This is a genomic window from Sphingomonas fuzhouensis (assembly GCF_034659795.1).
GTDB lineage: Bacteria > Pseudomonadota > Alphaproteobacteria > Sphingomonadales > Sphingomonadaceae > Sphingomonas > Sphingomonas fuzhouensis.
On record NZ_JAXSQY010000001.1, the window covers coordinates 415,353 to 439,411 of the forward strand.

The window sequence follows — 24,059 nt, forward strand, 5'->3', positions numbered from 1 at the left end:
AACGGAAAATTCCTATTTCTCGTTTTGATACAGTTGGATAACAGGCGCTGGCGCTCGGCCGTGCTCTGTTGCAGAATTGAACCATGGTGCATTCCTCCGCTTTTGATTTCCTCGACGGCGTCGCGGGTCAGGTCGTCGACGAGATCGTCGCGTTCGACTGGACGACGACCAGCCTCGGCACGCCCGAGGCATGGCCGGTCGCATTGCGGAGCCAGTTGGCGACGATGATCGCCTGTCCGGTGCCGATGTATCTGGTCTGGGGGCCGGACCTCATCTCCTTCTATAACGACGCCTATCGCCCGATCCTGGGCTATCGCGCCGCCACCGCGATGGGCACGCCGTTCCGCATCCTGTGGGGCAGCATCTGGGACGAGATCGCGCCCCTGGTCGACATCGCCCTGTCGGGCCGGGTCGCGCAGATGACCGACATGCGCCTCGACCTGGCGCGTGAGGGGCGGCCGGAGGAGAGCTTCTGGACATTTTCCTATTCGCCGGTCTTTGACGATCACGGTGCGATCGCCGGCATGGTTTGCGTCACCGGCGAGACGACCGCGCGCGTGCTGGCCGAGCGGCGGCAGCGCGAGGCGGACGAGCGGCTGGAACTGGCGCTGAGTTCCGGCGCGCATGTCGGCATGTGGGACTGGGACGTGTTGAACGACTCCGTCCGCTCGGATCGGCGCTTCGCGTCCATGTACGGCGTCGATCCGACCGCTGCCGAGACGGGGATGCCGATTGCCGAGTTCTTCCGGGGAATCCACCCCGAAGACCGCGACCGGGTGGAGCGGGAAGTCGCCGAGGCGATGGCCGGAACCGGCGACGAGGCAGGGCGCTTCGTGTCCGAATATCGGCTGGTCCAGCCCGACGGCACGATCCATTGGGTCTCGGCGCGGGGTCGCTGCATCACCGACGACAGCGGACGCTGCGTGCGCTTTCCGGGCGTCAGCTTCGACATCACCGACCGTATCCGTATCGAGCAGCAGTTGCGGGAGAGCGAGGCACGCGCCCGGCTGAATGCCGAGCGGGTGCAGCTGGCGCTGGAAGCGGGCGCGATCATTGGCACCTGGTTCTGGGACCTGCCCTCCGACCGGTTCACGGTGGACGAGCCGTTCGCGCGCAATTTCGGGCTGGACCCGGCACTTGGCCATGACGGGTTGACCCTGGCCCAGGTGGTCGAGACGGTGCATCCGGACGATCAGGCGGGGCTGGCCGAGGCGATCGAAGAGGCGATCGCGCGCGGCGGCCCCTATGCGCATCAATATCGCGTGCGGCGGCATGACGGCCGCTATCACTGGCTGGAGGCCAATGGCCGGGTGGATCATGCGGCCGACGGTACGCCGCTGCACTTTCCCGGCGTGTTGATCGATGTCGGCGTCCGCCGGGCGCTGGAGGCCGAGCGCGACACGGCCATCGCCGAGCTGCGCGCCCTGACCGACCAGCTGGAACAGCGCGTCGCCGATCGCACCGCCGAACTGATGCGCGCCGAGGAGGCACTGCGCCAGAGCCAGAAGATGGAGGCGGTCGGCCAGCTGACCGGTGGTCTGGCGCACGACTTCAACAATCTGCTGGCGGGGATTTCGGGCTCGCTGGAACTGATGGCGCTGCGATTGTCGCAGGGACGGGTGAACGATCTCGACCGTTATATGGACGCGGCGCAGGGGGCGACCCGGCGCGCGGCGGCGCTGACCCACCGGCTGCTCGCCTTTTCCAGGCGGCAGACGCTGGCGCCCCGGCCGACCGATATCGGGGCGCTGGTCGCTGGTATGACTGACTTGATCCGCCGCACCGTCGGGCCGAGCATCATGCTGGAGACCGAGAGCGCGGGCGATCTGTGGACCGTGCTGGTCGATGCGCCGCAGCTGGAAAATGCGCTGCTCAACCTGTGCATCAACGCGCGGGACGCGATGCCGGGCGGCGGGCGGATCACGATCGAGATGGTCAATCGTCGCCTGCGTGACGGCAATGCGCGTGACGGGGCGCGCTTCGCCGACATCCCGGACGGCGAATATCTGGCGCTGTGCGTGACCGACACCGGCACCGGCATGACCCCCGACGTGATCGAGAAGGCGTTCGACCCCTTCTTCACCACCAAGCCGCTGGGGCAGGGGACGGGGCTGGGGCTCAGCATGATCTATGGCTTTGCCCAGCAATCGGGCGGGCAGGTGCGCATCCACTCGACGCCGGGCGAGGGGACGACGGTCTTCCTCTATCTACCCCGCCACCATGGTCCGGCCGAACGGGACAGCGACGACGCGACCGGCGTGACGGCCAACCCGTCGGGCGCGGGCGAGACGGTGCTGGTCGTCGATGACGAGGCGACCGTCCGCATGATGATCGCCGATGTGCTGCGCGACATGGGATATCGGGTGATCGAGGCGGCGGACAGCGTCGAGGGGTTGGCGGCGTTGCGGTCGGATGCGCGGATCGATCTGCTGATCACCGATGTCGGCCTGCCGGGTGGCATGAACGGGCGGCAACTGGCCGAAGCGGCACGGGAATTACGACATGAATTGAATGTCATGTTCGTCACGGGCTATGCGGAGAATGCGGTGCTGAACAGCGGGCATCTGTCGCCGGGCATGCAGTTGCTGACCAAGCCCTTCACGGTGGATGCGCTGGTCATGGGGATTCAGGCGGCAATGGGCGCGGGTGCGCGGCGGTACGAACCCCACGCCACCTGATCCCATCAGCGGCGATGGCTCCCCGGCACCGCGGTACTGCGTAACGCCTGGGAGTTTCACGATGTTCATGACCAGCCGCCTGGCCCTTTCCTCCTTGGGGCTGCTGTTCTTCAGCGTGTCCGCCGCCGCCCAGTCCGGCCCCGACATCCCCGAGCCGATGGTGTTCGACATGGTCCGCCCGCTGACCGCCAAGGCGGGCGAGATCGAGGTCAACACGCTGGCGCAGCGCGATCTGACCGGCCCGCGCGGCGAGCTGGAATGGGCCCCCGAGGTCGAAGTGGCGGTGGCGGACGGCTTTGCGGTCGAGCTGGAACTGCCGCTCATCAACAACCGCGTCGTCCAGTACAAGATGGGGCTTCAGAAGCGGCTCGGCACCTTCCGGGGCGGGCGGAGCATCCACGGCGTCCAGTATCTGGGGTTGCACGATCGCGCGGAGGGCGGCTGGACTTCGACCCTGTTATGGCTGCTCGGCAATCGCTTTGGCGAGCGGTGGAGCACGATGACGATGCTGGGCGTCGGCGATGTGACCTTACGCGATGGCAACGAGACCGGCACGATCATCAACCATTCGACCTTTTACGATGTGAACCCCGACACGGTGCTGGGGTTGGAGGTCAATCGGCAGAATGGCCAGGGCGCCTATTGGCTGCTGATGCCGCAGGTCCACCGCGCGTTCGGCAAGCTGGGGGTGCAGGGCGGCGTCGGCGCTGAAAAGGGGCGGGCCGAGCGGTTCCGGCCGCGTTTGGGCTTGCGCCTCATCCGCGAGCTGTGATGGAAACGCCGCCGCCACATGGGAGATACTCGATGACCATCGCGCTGATCTGCCTGGATGCGGACGATACGCTCTGGCACAATATGCGCCATTTCGCGGCGACCGAGGAAGCCCTGGTCGGCCTGCTCGCCCCCTTTGCCGAGGCGCGGGTGGCGCGGGCCACGCTGGAGGCGTGCGAGGCGCGCAACCTGCGGCTCTATGGCTATGGCGCCAAGGGCTTTACCCTGTCGATGATCGAGACGGCGGTGGAGCTGGCGGGGCCGACGCTACCCACTGACCTGATCGCGCGGCTGCTGGAGGCGGGGCGGCAGTTGCTGGCACATCCGGTCGAACTGCTCGACGGTATCGCCGAGACGATCGAGGCCTTGCGCGAGCGGGGCAGGCTGGTGCTGGTGACGAAGGGCGACCTGCTGCACCAGGAAGCCAAGCTCGCCGCATCCGGGCTGGGCCAGTATTTCGACGATGTCGCGATCGTCAGCGACAAGACGCCGGACACCTTCGCGCGAATTTTCGAGCGCCACGGCGTCGCCCCCGAAGCGGCGGTGATGGCAGGGGATTCGATGCGCTCCGACATTCTGCCCGCGCTCAAGGCGGGTGGCTGGGCCGCCTATATCCCGCAGCCGCTGGCGTGGAGCCATGAGGCGGGCGAGGTGCCGCTCGACCATCCCCGCTTCCGCCAGCTGGAGCGGTTGGGCGACCTGCCCGAATGGATCGACACGATCGGCTAATCTTTCCTCCCCTGTAAGGGGAGGTGGCAGGCCGAAGGCCTGACGGAGGGGGGGCACCGTGGGCGCGCGCGGGATACCCTCGGCACCGGAGATACCCCTCCACCACCGGGCTGCCGCCCGGCGGTCCCCCTCCCCCTATGGGGGAGGAATGGATTGGCCCGATCAGCCTGGATCGCTTTCCTCGCCGACGATCACGCCGGAGGGGGCTTCCTCGCCGCCATGGGCGAAACCGTTGCGATGGATGCGGACCCCCGCCGTCGATACCGGCGCGGTATTGGCCTCCGCCCGCTGCTCGCCGCGATGGATGGCGACGCCATAGGCCGTCTCCGCCATCGGTGCAGCCGCAGCGGCCCCGACCGGCGAGGGCAAGGGGATATTCGGCTCCACGCCTGCATAATTCTGGCGGAACGACAGGTCGCGTTCCAGCGCCCCGCGCCAGCGATAGAAGATATGGGTGCCGACCGCTCCGATCCGGCTGAGGCTGGAGGCCCACCAGGGGAGCACGTAATTGGCATGGTAGAAGGTCGCCGCCCCGACCGGCGCATAGACCAGTCCGGCCAGCGCGGCTTGCGCGACGGCGGCGGCACGGCCCCAGGCGGCGGGGTCGCGCGGTTGCAGCATCGATCCGTCACAGGTGAAGCTGAATTGGCAACCCGTCGACCGCTCCGACCCCTGATAGACGACGCCGCAGATGCTCTTGGGAAAGGCCCGGTCGCGGACGCGGTTGAGCACCACCTGCGCCACCGCGCGTTGACCGTCCACCGGCTCGGACCGCGCTTCGTAATAGATGGCGGCGGTCAGGCATTCGGCGGCGCGTGCCGCGTCGGTCGCGGTGCGGGCGATGCCGCTAAAGGCGGGGGCGGCGGCCATTTCGATGGGCGTGTTGCCGATCAGCGTGTCGGGCAGATCCTTGTCGGGTACGTCGAGCGCGAGCTGGCGCAGCAGCGTCCGTGCGGTCGGCGGCGGTAAGTCCAGCGTCAGATGCGCAGGCGCATGCCGGGTCGGCGTGCAGGAGGTGGCGATCGCCAGGGTCGCCACCAACATCAACCAGCGCAGCACGATATCCGCTTCCCAACCCATGGTCCCATCGCACAGCGCCTAGCGGACCGGGGTTAGAAAGCGGTTAAGTGCCGATAACCGTGGGGGCGATGGCACGTCGTTCGCTCAGCGCCGACGAGCCCCTCCCCAGACGGGAGGGGAAAGATCTTTACCTCGCTTAGAAGCGTGCGCCCAACTCCACGCCATAGAAACGCGGCTCGCCCGCGATATAGGTGGGCGTGCCGAACATGCCGCCGGTATTGCCCGCATCGATCAGATAGCGCTTGTTGGTCAGGTTGCGCGCGAAGGCGCCGACATGGAAACGGCTCTGGTCACCGAATTCGACCCCGGCGCGCAGGTTGACGAGCGTATAGCCGCCCTGCGAGATCGCCTCGCTATTGGGCAGTTCGAAATACACCTTCGAGCGATAGGTGGCGCTGGGCGTCGCATAGAAGGTCGCCGACGAGCCGACCGGTACGCGCAGGGTCGCGCCGCCCGAAGCGGTGGTGTCGGGTTGCAGGCGGAAGCGGTTGCCCGCGAACACGCCGTTCGACGGATCATTGGCGATGCCGCCGTCGATATAGGCGAAGGTGCCGAACAGGCTGAGCCAGCGATGGACCGCCAGATTGCCCTCCAGCTCGACGCCGAGATTGTTCGCCGACCCGGCGCTGCGCGTCACGGTCAGGCCGTTTTCGAACACGGAGACCTGAAAGCCCTTATACCGCTGATAGAAGACCGAGGCCGCGCCGGTGAAGGCGCCGATCCGCCCCTTGATACCGCCTTCGTAATTCCAGACATTTTCCGCCGGTATGATCTGAAGCCGGGGAACGGCGCCCGAATTGGCGACCGAAAGCGGCACCACGCGCTGCGCATCGAGCTGGACGACCGGCGAGCGGCGACCCTTGCTGATCGTCGCATAGACGTTCACGTCGTCGCTCAGGCGGTAGAGCGCATTGAAGCGCGGCAGCAGCGCGGCATAGCTGCGCTCGGCGGTGAATTTCTGGCCCTTGGTATTGGCCGCGCCGAGCAGGCTGGTGAACAGCCCGGCGCCCGCCAGCAACCGGCTGTCGGGCATGACCGAACTATAGCCCGACTGGCGATCCTCGATCAGCACGCGCGCGCCTGCGGTCAGTTCCAGCGCGGTGGTGGGAAGCCAGGTGGCGTCCGCGAAGACCGAATAGGTGTCGGTATTGCCGTAATTGGCGAAGCTGGCGCTATAGGGCAGCACGGTCGCCGCGCCGCGCGACAGGATCGCGGTCGCCCGCGCGCCCGGCACGGTGCCGTCGGGCGCGACACACGACGTACCGGTGGGCACGCCCGCCGCGTTCAGCAGCTGGCGGACGGGCGCGAAATCGCGCGCCACCGAACAGGCGAGATAGGTGCCTTCCTCGGTCGAGAAGGGCACGCGCTGCTGCCCGTTTTCGAAAAAGGCGTTCCAGCCGAACGAGGCGCGGTATTTCGGCCCGTCAAAGGCAAAGCGGCCCTCATGGCTCCACTGATCGCCCTTGGCGTCCTCGCCGAACTCGAGATACCAGGCCGGGCCGCCGTCCGCGTCGAAGATTTCCAGCGCGTCGAACCGGCGATAGCCGTTGACCGTGGTGAAGGTGATGCCCGGCGCGACATCGACCGCCACCGTCAGGTTTGCATCATAGACGTTGCGGGTCAGGCCCAGCTTGCGCTTGCCCAGGACCTCGGCCGAGAAGGGCGAGCCCGACAGCTCGGCATAGCCATAATCGCCGGTCTGGCCGCCGGTGGGGGCGAAGACGCGGCTCTTGAACGCGGTGCCGGGATTGCGCTGTCCGTCATAGGTCAGGACCAGATCGGCGGTGACCGAGGAATTGGGTGTCCAGCGCAGCGAGCCGCGAAGCCCACGCTGATCCTGGCCATTCAGATCGTCCTGATCGACCCGCCCCTGATTCTGGTTCGCCACCTTCGGATCGCCCGCGATATTGCGGACATAGCCGTCGCGATATTTATAGGCGAAGGCGATCCGGCCGGCGAGCGTGTCGTTGCCCGCGTTCAGATAGCCCGACACCTGGGTCCGGTCGAAATTGCCATAGGACGCCAGGATGCCGCCCTCGGTCCCGGCGCGGGGCTTGGCGGAGATGATGTTGATCGCGCCGACCGCGGCGGCGGTGCCGAACAACGTCGCCTGCGGACCCTTCACGACCTCGATCCGCTCGATATCGTACAGGTCCTGATAGGCGCCGCGCGTCCGGCTGATGTCGACGCCGTTATAGTATAGCGTGACGCGTGCACCCTGCTGCGCCGAGCCCGAGTCCGAGGTGATGCCCCGGATCACGAAGCCGGGGTTGTTCGCGCTCTGCTCCTGGATTTGAAGGCCGGGGATGTACTGCGCCACCTCCGACAGCGAATTGACGCCCAGATCGGCCATGCGCGCGCCCGAAATGGCGGTGACCGTCAGGGGCACGTCCTCGATCCGCTGTTCGCGCTTCTGGGCGGTGACGATGACCTCGGGATTGTCCTGCGCATCGCGCGGATCGGCCTGGGGCTGGATCATGGCCTGCGCCGCTGCGGCCTGGGTGAAGGCGACCTGCGACAGGCCAGCCAGCAAGGTGGCCAGCGTCACGCGGCCAAGGATCGAATTCATGAAAAGCCCCCCGGTATTACCTTATTCTCGGGGGCACTTAGGGGGCAGGGATTACCAGTTGGTGTCCGGCATGTGTCACTTCCATGACGGACGCGGCGTGTCGCCAAACCGTCACGCCGCCGCCATCGCGCTGTCGTCAGCACGGCATAACGCCTTGGTTCGAAAGGACCGATACGATGACGATGATGAACCGACGCCGCGCGATCGCGCTGATGGGAAGCGGGGCGAGCCTGGCCCTGCCGACGACCCTGGCGGAGGCGGCGGCCCCGGCGGTTCGCTTCGAACACGGCGTGGCGAGCGGCGATCCGTCGCCGGTCGGCGCGATCTTGTGGACCCGCGCAACGCCGCCCGAAGGGCAGGCGGGTGATATCGCGCTGACCTGGCATGTCGCGCCGGTCGGCGGCGGCGATGCGGTCGGGCTCCATACCGGGCGGGTGTCGGCGCGTGCCGCCCGCGACTTCACCGCCAAGGTCGAGGTGACCGGCCTGCAACCGGGCCGCGACTATCGCTACTGGTTCGAGACGGCGGGCAGCCAGCGCTCGCCCGAGGGGCAGTTCCGCACCCTGCCGCGCGGGCGCGTCGACGAACTGGCGTTGGCGGTGGTGTCGTGCCAGCTTTATCCCGGCGGCCTCTTCAACGCCTATGACGCGATCGCCAAGACCGATCGGCTCGACGCGGTGGTCCATCTGGGCGACTATATCTATGAATATGGCGCGGACGGCTATGGCGCGCCGATCGGGCAGAAGCTGGGCCGCCTGCCCGAGCCCGCGCATGAGATCGTGACCCTGACCGACTATCGCCAGCGTCATGCCCAGGTGAAGCGCGATCCGGATATGCAGGCCGCGCACGCCCGCGCCGCCTTTATCTGCGTGTGGGACGATCACGAGGTCGCCAATGACGACTGGATCGGCGGCGCGGAAAACCATCAGCCCGCCGTCGAGGGCGACTGGGGCAAGCGCAAGGCGGCCGCCATGCAGGCCTATTTCGAATGGATGCCGATCCGCGATCCGCAACCGGGCCAGCCCTGGGAAGCGATCAACCGCAGCTTCGACTTCGGCGATCTGGCGACGCTCGTCATGCTGGAGACGCGGCTGCTCGCCCGGTCGAAGCAGGTGGTGACCGCCAAGGGTGGAGCGCCTGAGCCCAAGGAATATGCCGCGATGATGGCCGAACGCGCGCGGCCCGACCGCGAATTGCTGGGTGCGGGGCAGTTGAACTGGATCGAGCGGACGCTGACCGCCTCGGTCAGGGCGGGGACGCCGTGGCAGGTGATCGGCAACCAGGTGGTCATGGCGCGGATCGACGGCCCCGACCTCGAAAAGCAGATGGGGCCGCAAGGCTATGCCAGGCTGACCGCCCGCCTGTCGGAGGGTGAGCGCGCGCAGCTTGGCGAGGCGCAGGCGTCGTACCGCGCCGGTCTGCCGCTCAATTTCGACAGCTGGGACGGCTATCCGGCGGCGCGCGAGCGGCTTTATGCCGCTTTCCAGCGCGCGGGCAGTCGCCCCGTCGTCATCTCCGGTGACAGCCATGCCGCCTGGGCCAACGACCTGTATGATGCGGGCGGCAAGCTGGTCGCGGCGGAGTTCGGCGGCACCTCGATCACCAGCCCGTCCTGGGGCGACCTGATGCCCGGCATCGGGCGCGAGATCGCGGCGGCCAATCCCAAGGTGGTCCGCTTCTGCGATCAGGATGCCAAGGGCTATCTGCACCTGACGCTGACCCGCGACAGTGCGACCGCGCGCTACATGACGGTGTCGACCGTGCTGGCCAAGCCCTATGCGCTGGGCTGTGCCGCGATATGGCGGACGAAGCGGGGGGCCGATACGCCGATCGAGCCGGTCACCGCCTGACCGCGATCCCCCCTCCTTCCGCTACCGGGCGGGGGAGGGGGCGTGGCGCACCGCCGCCCGGACATGGGCGACCAGCGTGGCATCGTCATGGTTCATGTAATGGCCGCCGGGCAGGGCGACGACATGGACATTGGGCTTTCTCCACAACGGGCATAGGCTGTCCGGCTCGCGCACGCCGTAGATGCAGGTCACGGGTGCCCAGTCGATCTGCCGCGCGGTGGTGATCGCCAGGCTGTCGGGCCGCCCCATATAGGCGAGGCCCGACGGGTCGGAGCGGAAGAAGACCGTCTCGCCCGGCACGACCAGCACGATGGCCGACACCTTGGCGCGCAGATCGGTGGGTAGATGCGCAAGCCCCGTCTGGAGCATGTCGGCGCCATAGGATTGGCCGAGCAGCACCAGCTTGCGGTCGCCCATCTCGTCCTCGGCGCGGCGGACCATATCGGCGATGACCGCATCGACCTGTTCGCGGGTGCGCCGCTTGCGGAACAATACGGGCGAGTTGACGCCCATCACGGCGATCCCGTCCGCGCTCAACGCTCGCGCGATCACCCCGCCCATGCCGTAGCGCAGGCCCATGTCACCCGACAGCGACAGCACCAGGATCGGCTGAGCCTTGCCCTTGGCCGGAAAGCGCGTGAACGGGTCCTTGTCGAAATAACTGCCCGAATACAGAAGGATGGCAGCGATGCCGACAAGTAGAGTCAGGATGCCGCCCAGGATATGGGGCCATCGGGAGCGCAGGCGGGCGGGTAGATCGGCCATGGCATGTCCTAATGCGGGGGCGCGAGCATTGTCACGTATCGGATGAAGAAGACGCGGGGGCGACATGAAAAATCTGTAATGTTGCGATCACGCGCTCTATGTCCATGATCTGCCATCGGCTGGGCGATGGAAACGTGGGGTTAAGCGGCCGGGGGTAACTGGGGCCGCCCTTTCGTTCACGTATGAGACCAAGGATCGACATCGTTGACCAACCCGATCTTCTTTGACCCGACGGGCCGTCGGGGCGCGTGGGCGCGGCGTGCCGTTGCGGTGACGATCCTGGCGGTGGTCTTTGCCGCGATCGCCTTTGCCACGACGCTGGTCGCGGTGCCCAATTCGGGCGTGCTGCCCTTGCCCTTCGCGCGGCGCCAGGCGATGACGCTGGAGCCGACTGCGCAGTTGAAGGGGCGGCGCGGCGCCTGGTTGCCGCGCAAGGCGGTGGCGCAGGATCATACCCCGCTGACCATCGCCTTCTATACGCCGGGCAATGATTCCGCGCTGGCCTCGCTGCACGCGCATATGGGCCAGATCGACTGGCTGGTGCCCTCGCTGATGAACGTGACGGGGCCCAAGGGCGTGCTGACGATCGCTAACGATGCCAAGCTCGCCACCCTGTTGTCGCGCGTGGCCAAGCCGCCCCGGCTGCTGCCGATGGTCCAGAACCTGTCGGACGATGAGTGGGACGGCCAGACCATCGCGCGGATCATCGCCAGCCCGGCCGCTTCCGAAAAGCTGGCGACCCAGCTGGGTCAGTCGGTGACGGTCAACCGCCAGTCGGGCCTGGTCGTCGACTTCGAGAATTTGCCCGCCAGCGCGATGGCGGGCTATCCCCGGCTGCTCCAGCGGATCAAGGCGCATCTGCCCAAGGGCACCGTTCTGGCCGTCACCGTGCCCGCCGAGGATGATGCGTGGCAGTTGCAGCGGCTGGCCAAGGTCGTCGATCGCATCATCCTGATGGCCTATGACCAGCATTGGCAGACCGGCACGCCCGGGCCGATCGCGGCGCAGCCCTGGTTCCTGCAATCGTCGGAAAAGGCGCTGCGCGATGTCGGTCGCGACAAGCTGATCGTGGCGCTGGGCAGCTATGCCTATGACTGGCCCGCCAAGGGCCCGGCGGAGGCCAAGTCGATCGAGGAAAGCTGGCTGATGGCGCATGACAGCCATGCCAAGGTGTCGTTCGATCCGGCCAGCGGCAATGCGGGCTTTGCCTATGACGAGAATGGCGAGCATCATATCGTCTGGATGCTGGACGCCGCGACGAGCTGGAACCAGCTTCAGGCGCTCAAGCGGCTGGGGATCGACGATGTCGCCTTCTGGCAACTGGGATCGGAAGACCCCGGCCTTTGGGCCGACTTTGCCGCGTTTCGCAGCACGGGCAGCCGGGTTATTCCCCGGTTGGACACCATCACCTCGCCGTTGAACACCGATGTTGAAGGGCCGGGGGAAATCCTGCGCATCACGGCGGAGCCGACCGACGGGCGGCGGGTCGTGAAATATGACAAGGACGGCATCATCCGAAGCGAGGTCTATCAGGCCTATCCGACCCCCTATGTCGTCCAGCGCGCTGGGGCGCTGCCCAAGACGGTCGCGCTGACCTTCGACGATGGCCCCGATCCGGAGTGGACACCCAAGATCCTGGACGTGCTGGAGCGCGAGCATGTGCCCGCGACCTTCTTCGTCATCGGCGAGAACGCGCTGCAACATCCCCAGTTGCTGCGCCGGATCGTCGCGGACGGCAGCGAGCTGGGCAATCACAGCTACACCCATCCCAATATGGCGACGACCAGCGACCGGACGATCAAGCTGGAACTGAACGCGACCAAGCGTCTGATCCAGGCCTATACCGGCCGTTCGACCACGCTGTTCCGCGCACCCTATTTCGGTGACGCCGAACCGACCACCGGCGACGAAATCGGCCCGGCACTGGTCGCGCAGAATCTGGGCTATACGGTGGTCGGGCTGCACGTCGATCCCAATGACTGGCAGACGCCTGGCACCGATAAGATCGTCCAGCAGACGATCGATCAGGTCCACGGCGCGACGCCGGAGAATTCGGCGAATGTCGTGCTGTTGCACGACGGCGGCGGCGACCGGGAACAGACGGTCGAGGCGCTGCCGCGTATCATCAACACGCTGCGTGCCGAGGGCTATCGCTTCGTGCCCGCCTCGCAACTGGTGGGTATCAGCCGGGATCAGGCGATGCCGCTGGTCGAGGGGCATGACCTGCTGGCGGTGCGCACCGATGTCGCGATCTTCGTCGTGCTGGCCTTTCTATCGGCGGGGCTGGCCTGGCTCTTCTACCTCGCCATCGCCCTCGGCATTGCGCGGGCGGTGGTGATGGCCGGGCTCGCCTGGTTCCAGGGGCGCAAGTCGAAGCCGGTGCCGCCCGCCTTCACCCCCAGCGTTTCGGTGATCATCCCGGCCTTCAACGAAGAGCGCGTGATCGTCCAGTCGGTCGAGCGGGTCTTGGCCAGCGATTATCCGGGGCTTCAGGTGATCGTCGCCGATGACGGATCGAAGGACGGCACCAGCGCGGTGGTGCGCGAGGCGTTTGCGAACGAACCGCGTGTCCGTCTGCTGACCCTGGCCAATAGCGGCAAGGCGGCGGCGCTGAACCGGGCGCTTCAGGATGCGACCGGCGAAGTGCTGATTGCGCTCGACGCCGATACCCAGTTCGAGCCGGAGACGATCGCCAAGCTCGCCCGCTGGTTCGCCGATCCCACGCTGGGCGCGGTGGCGGGCGATGCGCGGGTGGGCAACCGGGTCAACCTCGTCACGCGCTGGCAGGCGGTCGAATATATCACCGCGCAGAATCTGGAGCGCCGTGCGCTCGCCGGGTTCGATGCGATGACGGTGGTGCCGGGCGCGGTCGGCGCCTGGCGTCGCGCCGCGCTCGATGCGGTGGGCGGCTATCCGGAAAATACGCTGGCCGAGGATCAGGACCTGACCATCGCGATCCAGCGGGCCGGGTGGCGCGTGACCTATGACCCGCGCGCCGTCGCCTGGACCGAGGCGCCCGAAAGCTTCCGCGCGCTCGCCAAGCAGCGGTATCGCTGGGCGTTCGGGACGCTGCAATGTCTGTGGAAGCATCGCGCCATTCTGCGGACCGGCAAGCCTGCCGGGCTTGCCCGGATCGGCCTGCCCCAGGCCTGGGTGTTCCAGATCCTGTTCGCCGCCATCTCGCCGCTGATCGACCTGGCGCTGATCCTGTCGATCATCGGGACGGCGGTGCGCGTCGGCCAGCATGGCTGGGCGCAGACCCATACCGATGTGTTCCAGATGGCGGCCTATTGGACCGTGTTCACCGCGGTCGATATCTGGTGCGGGTGGCTGGCATATCGGCTGGACGGCAACCGCGTGCGCTATCCGGCGCATCTGCTGGTCGCGCAGCGGCTGGTCTATCGCCAAATCATGTACTGGGTCGTCCTGCGCGCGATCGCCTCGGCCATCGGCGGGTGGATCGTCGGCTGGGGCAAGCTGGAGCGCACGGGGAATGTGGGGGCGTAAGGGCCTTGCCCCTCCACCACCCGGCTCCGCCGGGCGGTCCCCCTCCCCAAGCATAGCTTGGGGAGGAATGGGGCTTCGCAATCCTCCCCATCTCTGATGGGGAGGGGGACCGCCGGGCTTTAGCCCGGTGGTGGTGGGGCGAGGGGGGGCAGCTCATCGTCATTTTCGGCCCGTCATTGCATCGCTACGCTCGCAATGACGAAGCGATCATCCCAGCGTCAGGCGAACCCGTAATCCCGGCGCATTGTCCTCCAGCGCCACCGTGCCACCGTGGAGATGCGCGACCGCCGTGGCGAGCGAAAGGCCCAGGCCCGCGCCGCTTTCCGTGCGCGCGGCGTCCAGCCGACCGAAACGCTTCAGCGCCTCGTCGCGGCGCTCGGGCGGAATGCCGGGGCCGTCATCGGCGACGATCAGGACGGGTCCCGGCTCGACCCGGACGACGACAGCGCCCGCGCCATATTTCAGCGCATTGTCGATGAGGTTGGCGATCGCCTGACCCAGCAGCTCGCGGTGGACGCGGGCGACCAGCGTCTCGGGGGCATCGGCGCGGATCGTCATGCCGCGATCCTCGGCCAGCGGCTCGAACATGTCCGCCACGTCGCGCACCATCTCGGCCAGATCGGTATCGACAAACGCATCGCGACCCAGCCCGGCCTCGGCCCGGCTGATCCGCAGCGCGGTGTCGAGCATCGCGAGCAGCCGGTCGCCCTCGTCCAGCGCCCGGCTCACTGCGACGCGCGCATTCTCGTCATGGCTTTCCGCCAGCGCGCGGTCGAGCGTCGAGCGCAGCCGGGTCAGTGGCGAGCGTAGGTCATGCGCAAGGCCATCGGTCGCGACCTTCAACTCGGTCATCAGCAGCGCGATCCGGTCGAGCATCGCATTGACCGCCTTGGCCAGCGCGTCGAAGGCGTCGTCGCCGCCATTGGGGATGACCCGGCGCGACAGGTCCCCGGCGGCGACCGCATGGGCGGTCGCGACCGTGCCTTCCAGCCGCCGCTCGATCATCCGCGCGGCGATCCATGCGGCGAGCGCGGCGAGCACGATCGCCACCGCCATGCCGACCCCCATCGCCTCTTCCATGACAACGGCGATGCGCAGTTCGCTTTCGACGACATGGCCCGCCAGCATCCGCGATCCGTCGGGCAGGCGGGTCGCCATCACCCGCATCCGTTCGGGTGAGGAATGGCCGATACGGAAAATCTCGATCGTCGCCGCGCCGGGGGCGGGCACATTGGGCGGCCATTCGGCGATATTGCCCGCCACGAAGCGTCCATGCGCATCGGTCAGCAGGATGACCGACAAGGGCAGTCGGTCGGTGGTCAGCCGCCGGTCGACCGCAGCGCGCACCGCCGCCTGTCCGCCCGACAGCCACATGCCCGCCAGCTCATCGCGCAGTTCGCTGGCGGCATTTTCGGCCTGCGCCGCGATCTCTCCGCGGGTCAGATGGCGGACCGTGACGACCATCGCACCCGCGCCGATCAGTTGCAGCGCAAAGACCAGTAATGCGAACCGCAGCGTGGTCGAACGGAGCATCGCGGGTGCTATTTCTCGACCCCGAGCTTATAGCCCGAACCGCGGACCGTGTGCAGGAGCGGGCGGGCAAAGCCTTCGTCGATCTTCTTGCGCAACCGGCTGATATGGACGTCGGTGACGTTGGTGTTGGGGTCGAAATGGAAATCCCACACCCCCTCCAACAGCATGGTGCGGGTCACGACCTGATCGACATGTTGGAGCAGATATTCGAGCAGCCGATATTCGCGCGGCTGCAGGTCGATCGGCTTGCCCGCGCGCCGGACGCGGTGGGCGAGCAGGTCCATTTCCAGGTCGTCGCACACCAGCTTGGTCTGCGGCGCGCCGGTGGTCGTGGTGCCGCGCCGGATCAGCAGGCGAACCCGTGCCAGCAGCTCGGCAAAGACGAAGGGCTTGGTCAGATAATCGTCCGAGCCCGATGTCAGCCCCGCCACCCGGTCCTCCGGCGAGGTCAGGGCGGACAGGATCAGGACCGGTGATTCGATTCCCGCCGCGCGAATCGCCGCCAGCACCGCCATGCCGTCCATGCCGGGCAGCATCCGGTCGAGGATGATGCAATCGTAAGTGCCGTCGGTTGCATGAAAAAGGCCGTCGCGGCCATTGGCCGCATGATCGATCAGAAATCCCTCTTCCCGAAGCCCGTTGGCGATATAATCCGCCGTCGAGCGATCATCTTCGATCAGCAAAATCCTGTTGGCCACGCTGTCCTCCCGAGCCGCTCCTTAGCAGCGTGATCGTAAGGAGGCCATGGTCGCGCGCGACCTCGAGGCGAAGCGGCGACGCGGTGGGGAGCGAGGCTTCTTCGCGCAACATCGCGAAGGACGTGGCGGGGCGGCCATCGACCGACAGCACGGTGTCGCCGACCTGAAGCGGCGGCTTGGCCGACTTGGTCGCATCGCCGTCGACATCGCTGCGCAGGCTGGTGACGACCAGGCCGGGGCGACCGTCCGCGACGGGTGCGAAGGTCGCGCCATACAGGGTCGGGGGGCGATGCGGTCCGGCATGGAGCGGCATATGCCCGACCAGCAGCGCGACCGCCGCCCCGCCGGTCAGCGCGGCCATGCCCGCACCCCAGCCCACGATCCGCAACCCCTTCATCGGGGCAGCAGACCGGACATGCGGCACGCATCCACCGTAAGGGGCACGGCGTTGCGGATCACGGGCGGGGTCGATTCCTTCACCCTTTCGTCCTACGCGCTCAGACCTGAGGGAAGCGTGGGCGGTGCATGACGCTTCTGTCATGATTATGTGGAGGCGGTGATGACGAACTTGTCATGCCCCCGTAAGGCAGCCGGGGCGGCGACACTCCTATGCCGCGACGGACCCGCGCGAAACGGGATGAAATGCGAGTGAGATGAACGCGACTGGGGGCGGATATGACGAGCGGTCGAACAGGACCGATCGCAACGAAGACGCTGCGGTGACCGGCCATTCCGGCCCGTCGTCGATGATCGACCGGATCGTCGCCTATGCGCGGGCGCGGCGCGGCTATCTGGCGGTGGGCGCGGTCGTGCTGCTCGTCGCGCTGGGGCTGTCGGCGCTGCATCATCTGACCCGATCGGTCCGGTTCAGCGACGTACGCGCCGCCTTCTACGCGATCGACCCGCGCCAGATCATGCTGTCGGTCGGCTTCACCATCGCCAGCTATATCGCGCTGACCTTTTACGACGTCATCGCGCTGCGCGTCGTCGGCAAGCCGCTGCGCTGGCGGACGGCGGCGATGGCGTCGTTCACCAGCTATACGCTCAGTCATAATCTGGGGCTGGCGCTGCTGACCGGCGGGTCGGCGCGCTACCGTGTCTATGCCGCCGCCGGGCTGGACGGACCCGATATCGCGCGGGTGATCGCGATCGCCAGCGCGACCTTCTGGTTCGGGGTGTTCACCGTCACCGGCTTTGGCCTGTTGTTCCACGACGGGCCGATCACGGTCGAGACGCTGGTGCTGGCGCAAAGCCTGGTCCGCTGGATCGGCGGTGCGGTGATCGCGGGCGCGTTGTTGCTGATCCTGCTCTGCGCGCTGCGGCCCGGACAGCGGATCGGATGGCGGGCATGGAGCGTGCCGCTGCCCAGTCCTGCCCAGGCGGTGGCGCAGATCGGCATCGCCTCGCTCGAACTCGCCTGTGCCAGCGCGGCGTTGTTCGTCCTGCTGCCGGGCGCGTCGATCGACCTGCTCCCCGCCTTCCTGCTAGCCTATGCGCTGGCGATCATCGTCGCGCTGGTCAGCCATGTACCCGGCGGCATCGGCGTGTTCGAGGCGGTGGTGCTGGCGACGGTGCCGGTCGACCGGACCGACCTGTTCGCCGCGCTGCTCGCCTATCGCGTCCTCTATTATCTCGCGCCGCTGGCGCTGGGTATCGCGCTGCTCGCCTGGGACGAGGCGCGGCGGCGACCGATCAAGGCGTTGCGCGACCTGCGCCGGGTGCTGCTGGGCATCGCGCCGATGGTGCTGAGTGCCGCTTGTTTCGGTGGGGGGAGCATCCTGCTGCTGTCGGGATCGCTGCCCGCCATTCCGCAGCGCGTCCATCATCTCGTCCATATCCTGCCGCTGCCCTTTATTGAGGCGTCGCATTTCGCCGCCAGCCTGGTCGGCACCGGCCTGTTGCTGCTGGCGCCAGGGCTGTACCGTCGGCTCGACGGGGCGAGCCTGGCGGCGCGGGCGCTGCTGGTGGCGGGGGCCGTGTTCTCACTGGCCAAGGGCATCGATTATGAAGAGGCGGCGGTCTGCCTGAGCATCGCGCTGCTCCTTCAGATGAGCCGCCGCGCCTTTTACCGGCGCACCTCGCTGGTCGCGCGGCCCTTGTCGCCCGCCTGGCTGTTCAGCGTCGCGGTGGTGATCGTCGGCACGGGCTGGCTCGGCTTCTTCGCCTATAAGCATGTCGCCTATCAGGAGTCGCTGTGGTGGCGTTTTGCATTGTCCGACGACGCCTCGCGCTTCCTGCGCGCCGGGCTGGGGGTCGCGGTGATGCTGGCGGGGGCGGGGCTGTGGCGGCTGTTCCTGGCCGCGCCGCCGGGCGAGGCGGACCATCCGGCGATGGAGCAGGTGCTCGCCATCGTCCAGGAGGCCGAGCGGACCGACGCCGCGCTGGCGCTTCTGGGCGACAAGCGGTTCCTGTTCTCGCCGGAGGGCGACGCCTTCGTCATGTATCAGGTGCGCGGCACCAGTTGGATCGCGATGGGCGACCCCGTTGGCCCGCGTGCCGCCTGGGCCGATCTGTTGTGGCAGCTTCGCACCATGGCGGACGCGGGGCAGGGGCGGCTGATGCTCTATCAGATCACCCCCGACTGCCTCGAAATCGCGATCGAGATGGGGCTTCAGATCATCAAATATGGCGAGGAAGCGCTGATCGACCTCTCCACCTTCGCGCTAGAGGGCGGGCGGATGCGTGGGCTTCGCCAGACGCTCAACCGCTTCCGCACGCGCGAGAATGCGCGTTTCGCGATACTGCCCGCCGCCGAAGTGCCCGCGATCATGCCCGAGCTGAAGTCGGTGTCCGACGACTGGCTGCTCGCCAAGGGGCATGGCGAAAAGGGGTTCAGCCTGGGGCGGTTCGACCCGGCCTATCTGGCGCTGAACGATTGCGCGGTGGTGCGGGTGGAAGGGCGGATCGTCGCCTTCGCCAATATCTGGAAGGCGGGGGACAAGCGCGAACTGTCGGTCGACCTGATGCGCCATGTCGAGGACGCACCGGGCGGGGTGATGGACTATCTGTTCGTCGAACTGATGCTGTGGGGCCAGGCGGAGGGCTATGGCCGCTTCGCGCTCGGCCTGGCGCCTTTATCGGGTGTCGGCGGGCGGCGGATGGCGCCGACCTGGGCCAAGGTTGCGGCGCTCGTCTTCCGGCATGGCGAGCGTTTCTACGGCTTTCGGGGCCTGCGGGCCTATAAGGAGAAGTTCCAGCCGGAATGGGCACCGCGCTATATTGCGGGGCCGCGGGGACTGGGGCTGGTCAAGGCGCTGCGCGACCTGAACGCGCTGATCGCCGATGGGGGTGAGCCGGTCTAAATCCTCCCCTGCAAGGGGAGGAATAAGATGATTACGCCTTGAACAGGGACGGGGCCTTTTCCACCCGCGTCCGCCCCGCGGCATCGGTCACCGCATAGGTAAAGCCCGGCAACAGGCAGAAGGCCCCGATCCGGCCGCTGGTGTCCATCGCGAGAAAGCCGACCTGCACCCCCTTGATCGCATTGCCGCGCAAGGACGCGATATGGCGTGCGGCTTCCTCGCACGCCGCCTGCGGGCTCATCCCGTGCCGCATCGAGGCGACGACGCGCGCCGTGCCGACGGTGCGGGTGACTTCCTCGCCCAGACCCGTCGAGGTCGCGCCGCCCACGCCGCGCTCGACATACAGGCCCGATCCGACCTGCGGCGAGTCCCCGATCCGCCCGCGCATCTTGAACGCCATGCCGGAGGTGGTGCAGGCGCCCGCCATCCGCCCGCCGGCATCGCGCGCCAGCATCCCGATCGTGTCATGGTCCAGCGCTCCGCCCGGCGTGCCGGGCCGCCCTGCGCCATAGGTGCCCGTCTCGCTATTGGCGACGGGCTTGTAATCTTGCGTCTTCAGCCAGTCGCGCCAGGCCTTTTCCGCCTCCGGGGTCAGCAGGTTGACGCGCGGGAAACCCCGGTCGCGGGCAAAGCGGGTCGCGCCTTCGCCGACCAGGAAGGTGTGCGGGGTATGCTCCATCACCGCGCGCGCGACCGAGATGGCGTGGACCGTATCCTCCAGCGCGCCGACCGCGCCGACGCCGCCCGCATCGTCCATGATGACCGCATCAAGCGTCACATGCCCGTCGCGGTCGGGATAGCCGCCATAGCCGACCGAATGATTGTTGGGATCGGCCTCGGGCACCATCACCCCGGCTTCGACCATGTCGATCAGCGACCCGCCGCTGCGCCCCCGCGCAAAGGCGGCGTCATTGGCGGGTGCGCCGAAATCCCAAGTGGAGACGATCGTCGCGCGCGAGGGAGCGGCAGCCTGGGCAAAGGCGCGCGCGGGTGCGGCCGCCAGCCCCGCTAACGAGGCGATGCCGCCGAGAAAGGCGCGCCGTTGGTCCTGCATTCGTCTGCTCCATCCCGAAAGGGGCGGTCCGGCCCCGCTGATCCGGGATAGTGCGGGGGGAAAGCGAAAGCCGCAAGGGGTCGCGCAACCGATATGGGACCACTTTACGAATCAAGGCTTTGCCGGATCGATCGCTTCCCCTTCGGCACGTCATTGGCACTGTGTCGAAACATTGCTGATGCTCTAATCTAAAGCATTGAAATCGTTTTAATTTGTGTCTTTCCGGTGACAGTCGGCCTGCAATGTCCGGATGGGTGATGCATAGGTATGCATTAGGTATTGACGCTATGCGGCAAACATAATGTCCTTGCCCTCTACCCGGCATCCCATCGGCCGGGATGAAGGGGAGACCTCATGAAAATTCAGCAATCCGCATCATGGCTGGCGATATCCGCCGCGTCCCTGATGGTCGTCGCGCCCGCCGCCGCACAGCAGGTCGGAGCGACCGCGACCCAGGACGGCGCCGCCCAGGATCAGGCCAATGACAGCTCGATCAGCGCCGATGCCGCCCAGACCCGCGCCGCCGCGATCACCGGTACGCCGCAGGCCACCAGCGGTGGTGAGGTCATCGTCACCGGCACCCGCATCACCCGGCCCAACCTCGCCTCCGCCGCGCCGATCACCTCGGTGACCCGCCAGGACATTCAGGCGCAGGCGCCGCTCAATGTCGAGGAAGTCCTCAACCGCCTGCCGCAGGTCGCCCCCGATGCGCAGTCCAACTATGCCGATTCCGATGGTCGCCAGCGGATCAAGCTGCGCAATCTGGGCTTCGAGCGGACGCTGGTGCTGGTCGACGGCAAGCGTCTGGGCACCCAGAACGGGCAGGATACCGGCATCATTCCGGCAAGCCTGCTGGAGCGTGTCGACGTGCTGTCGGGCGGTGCCTCGTCGGTCTATGGTTCGGATGCGATCTCGGGCGTCGTCAACTTCATCCTGCGCAAGGATTTCGACGGCATCCGTCTCGATGCGAATTACAATTTCTACAACCATCTGAACAAGGACACGCTGGTCACGCCGATCGCCAATGCGGCCGGGTTCACCAGCCCCCGCGGCCTGACCAATGACGGCGGCCGTGCCGACCTGACGCTGACCGCGGGCAAGAAGCTGCTCGACGACCGTCTGAACGTCTCGGGCTTCTTCAACTATCGCCAGGCCAACCTGGTCCAGAACGGCGCGCGTTCCTATGCCGCCTGTCCGGTCGCGCAGTTGACCAAGGATTCGGCCCTTTCCTGCTCGCCGCTGTCCACCTATTCGCGCAGCGGCTTCGTCTCGCCCGTGTCGGGCCCGAACGCCAATGCGCAATATGTGAACAATCCGGACGGCTCGCGTACCTTCGTGCCCTGGGGGCCGGGTGCGGGCAATGCCGCCAACCCCTATGACGACGTATCCTTCCAGCGCGCCAATGAGCGGTATACGGCGGGTGGCTTCGTCAACTTCAAGATCGCGCCCGAGGTCGAGATCTACGGCGACGGCATCTGGTTCCGCGACACCTCCGAAAACCCGACGCCGCGCCGCGTCTATGCCTATTCGGTGCAGGGCACGACGCCCTATCAGGTGAATTGCGACAATCCCTTCCTGTCCGCCGGGCAGGCGGGTGCCCTGGGCTGCGCGCCGGGCAGCACCGGCTATGTGCCGCTGGACGTGCGCTATCGCTTCGATGGCCAGCCCGCCCAGGCGGACCGCTTCGTCAACATGGGCTTCCGCGCGAGCGGCGGCGTGCGTGGCAATATCGGCGACGCCTGGTCCTATGACGTGGGCGGCGTCTATGCGCGCAACCAACAGGATTGGTATCTCGGCCCGACGTCGCAGAACGACCGCGTCAACCGTGCGCTCGACGTCGTGTCGGTGAACGGCACGCCGACCTGCCGCTCGGTGGTCAACGGCACCGATCCGTCCTGTGTGCCCTTCGACGCATTCCGCGCCGGATCGGGCAGCAATGCGCTGACCAACTATCTGTTCTCCAGCGGCGCGACGGGCCAGCGGCGGACGATCACCCAGCTGTTCGACGCGATCGCGGTCGTGAACGGCGACCTGACCACCTATGGCATCAAGTCGCCTTGGGCCGACGAAGGCCTGGCCGTGTCGCTGGGCACCGAATATCGCAAGGACCGGTTGCTCTCGACCGCCGATGCGGGTTTCGTCCAGCAATATGGCAACCAGGATGCCCGTCTGTCTCAGGATGTCTGGGAATCGAACATCGAGCTTCAGGCGCCGCTGATCCAGAACAAGCCGTTCGCGCATCTGCTTCAGACCAATGGCGGCTTCCGCGTGTCGAAGTACAGCTCCAATCCCAAGAGCTTCTCGACCTGGAAGATCGAAGGGCTGTACGCGCCGGTTGCCGACCTGACCTTCCGCGCCTCGTACAACAAGGCGCAGCGCGCGCCGACGGTGATCGAGATCCGCCAGGCGACGCAGATCAACTATGGTCGCAACACCACGCTGACCGATTTCTGCGCGCCGGTGTCGCGTACGCTGCCGGACGGCACCGTGACGACGGCACCGCTCGCCTCACGCGAATTGTGCAGCAAGACGGGCCTCGCCGACAATCTGTACGGCAGCGCGTCGCTGCTCTGCCCGACCGAGGGCTGCACCACCCGCACCGGCGGCTTCACCGCCGATCCGGAGACCGCCTATACGCTGACCTATGGCCTGGTCGTGAAGCCCAGCTTCATTCCGGGCCTGGTCTTCTCGGCCGATCGTTATCAGATCCGTCTGGTCAACTCGCTCGGCTATAATGGCGCTGATTATTATCTGCAGGGCTGTCTGGCCTCGAACGGCGATCCGTTCTTCTGCAACGGCATCGTGCGCGATCCGACCACCGGTTCGATCGGCAATGCACCCGCGGGCAATCCGTCGGCTGGTTTCGTCCGGCAGGGCACGACCAACTATTACCGGTCGCTGGCCTATGGCTGGGATTTCCAGGGGCAGTATTCGCTCGACCTGAACAATGCCGGGCGGATCGACTGGGGCTTCAACGGTTCGCTGTCGACGCTGGCCGGTGGCCAGGATTCGCCGCTGCGCAGCCAGTATAACTGCGCGGGCTATTTCTCGAACGGCATCTCCTGCGGCCAGCTGATCCCCAAGTGGATGCACACGCTGCGCACCACCTGGACCTCGGCGGACCGTGTGTTCAATGTGTCGTTCAACTGGCGCTATACCGGCTCGCTGACGACCGCGAACAATTCGGGCAATCCGGACATCGGCGGCACGCCGGAGCGGTTCCAGAACACCTTTGCGCGCATCGCGCCGCAGAGCTTCTTCGACCTGGCGCTGAGCTGGAACATCGCCCGGAAATTCGCTTTCCGGGTCATCGCGAACAACCTGTTCGACAAGACGCCGCCGATCATCCCGAACTCGTACCAGGTCGCCCTTTCGCGCTCCAACACCGCGCCGCAGCGTTACGACGCGCTGGGTCGCCAGATCGCGATCGGGACGACGATCAACTTCTGATCCTCTTTTTCCAAGCCACGGAAAGGCCGATCCTCCCTATGGAGGATCGGCTTTTTTATTGCCGTGCCTGCCA

The 24,059-nt window shown here is 66.9% G+C and carries 14 protein-coding genes; 7 read left to right on the forward strand and 7 right to left on the reverse strand.

Annotated elements, in window-relative coordinates; genetic code table 11:
- Positions 1–83 precede the first annotated feature (83 nt).
- From U1H82_RS02040 to U1H82_RS02050, 3 genes are all read left to right on the forward strand, one after another.
- Complete coding sequence (locus tag U1H82_RS02040) at positions 84–2,678, forward strand: PAS domain-containing protein (protein ID WP_322963260.1); 2,595 nt, start codon at positions 84–86, stop codon at positions 2,676–2,678.
- A gap of 67 nt (positions 2,679–2,745) precedes the next feature.
- Positions 2,746–3,450, forward strand: coding sequence for a hypothetical protein (locus U1H82_RS02045; RefSeq protein ID WP_322963261.1), 705 nt, complete (start codon positions 2,746–2,748; stop codon positions 3,448–3,450).
- Between the two features lie 32 nt (positions 3,451–3,482).
- Complete coding sequence (locus U1H82_RS02050) at positions 3,483–4,178, forward strand: HAD family hydrolase (RefSeq protein WP_322963262.1); 696 nt, start codon at positions 3,483–3,485, stop codon at positions 4,176–4,178.
- 162 nt (positions 4,179–4,340) lie between these two features.
- Here U1H82_RS02050 and U1H82_RS02055 read toward each other — a convergent pair whose 3' ends face one another.
- Both U1H82_RS02055 and U1H82_RS02060 read right to left on the reverse strand, forming a co-directional pair.
- Positions 4,341–5,258, reverse strand: coding sequence for a cell wall hydrolase (locus tag U1H82_RS02055; RefSeq protein ID WP_322963263.1), 918 nt, complete (start codon positions 5,256–5,258; stop codon positions 4,341–4,343).
- A gap of 136 nt (positions 5,259–5,394) precedes the next feature.
- On the reverse strand, positions 5,395–7,827 hold the full coding sequence (locus U1H82_RS02060; protein WP_322963264.1) for a TonB-dependent receptor: 2,433 nt from the start codon (positions 7,825–7,827) through the stop codon (positions 5,395–5,397).
- A gap of 176 nt (positions 7,828–8,003) precedes the next feature.
- Between U1H82_RS02060 and U1H82_RS02065 the strand changes: the two genes are divergently transcribed.
- Entirely contained in the window at positions 8,004–9,677 is a 1,674-nt protein-coding gene (locus U1H82_RS02065) for an alkaline phosphatase D family protein (protein WP_322963265.1), read from the forward strand.
- A 21-nt stretch (positions 9,678–9,698) separates the two neighbouring features.
- Here the strand turns inward: U1H82_RS02065 and U1H82_RS02070 are convergent, their stop codons facing one another.
- Complete coding sequence (locus tag U1H82_RS02070) at positions 9,699–10,442, reverse strand: AcvB/VirJ family lysyl-phosphatidylglycerol hydrolase (protein ID WP_322963266.1); 744 nt, start codon at positions 10,440–10,442, stop codon at positions 9,699–9,701.
- Positions 10,443–10,646: 204 nt separating this feature from the next.
- Between U1H82_RS02070 and U1H82_RS02075 the strand changes: the two genes are divergently transcribed.
- Positions 10,647–13,949: a trifunctional glycoside hydrolase family 18/polysaccharide deacetylase/glycosyltransferase family 2 protein gene (locus tag U1H82_RS02075; RefSeq protein ID WP_322963267.1), complete on the forward strand. Its 3,303-nt coding sequence runs from the start codon at positions 10,647–10,649 to the stop codon at positions 13,947–13,949.
- Between the two features lie 207 nt (positions 13,950–14,156).
- On the opposite strand, the gene U1H82_RS02080 is transcribed toward U1H82_RS02075, so the two are convergent.
- From U1H82_RS02080 to U1H82_RS02090, 3 genes are read right to left on the reverse strand one after another with little or no spacing between them, the layout of a single operon-like run.
- A complete protein-coding gene (locus U1H82_RS02080; RefSeq protein WP_322963269.1) occupies positions 14,157–15,482 on the reverse strand; it encodes a sensor histidine kinase in 1,326 nt (441 codons plus the stop codon).
- 8 nt (positions 15,483–15,490) lie between these two features.
- The gene (locus tag U1H82_RS02085) at positions 15,491–16,180 is read right to left on the reverse strand and encodes a winged helix-turn-helix domain-containing protein (RefSeq protein ID WP_322963271.1); all 690 of its coding nucleotides are present in this window, start codon (positions 16,178–16,180) and stop codon (positions 15,491–15,493) included.
- On the reverse strand, positions 16,149–16,559 hold the full coding sequence (locus tag U1H82_RS02090) for a hypothetical protein (protein WP_322963272.1): 411 nt from the start codon (positions 16,557–16,559) through the stop codon (positions 16,149–16,151). Before U1H82_RS02090 ends, U1H82_RS02085 begins: the two co-directional genes overlap by 32 nt.
- A 367-nt stretch (positions 16,560–16,926) precedes the next feature.
- Here U1H82_RS02090 and mprF point away from each other — a divergent pair, with 367 nt between their 5' ends.
- A complete protein-coding gene (gene mprF, locus U1H82_RS02095) occupies positions 16,927–19,482 on the forward strand; it encodes a bifunctional lysylphosphatidylglycerol flippase/synthetase MprF (protein WP_445977868.1) in 2,556 nt (851 codons plus the stop codon).
- 31 nt (positions 19,483–19,513) lie between these two features.
- Here the strand turns inward: mprF and U1H82_RS02100 are convergent, their stop codons facing one another.
- A complete protein-coding gene (locus U1H82_RS02100) occupies positions 19,514–20,536 on the reverse strand; it encodes a glycosylasparaginase (protein WP_322963275.1) in 1,023 nt (340 codons plus the stop codon).
- A 354-nt stretch (positions 20,537–20,890) separates the two neighbouring features.
- On the opposite strand from U1H82_RS02100, the gene U1H82_RS02105 reads away from it, so the two are divergent.
- Positions 20,891–23,986, forward strand: coding sequence for a TonB-dependent receptor plug domain-containing protein (locus U1H82_RS02105; RefSeq protein WP_322963276.1), 3,096 nt, complete (start codon positions 20,891–20,893; stop codon positions 23,984–23,986).
- The last annotated feature ends 73 nt before the right edge of the window (positions 23,987–24,059 follow it).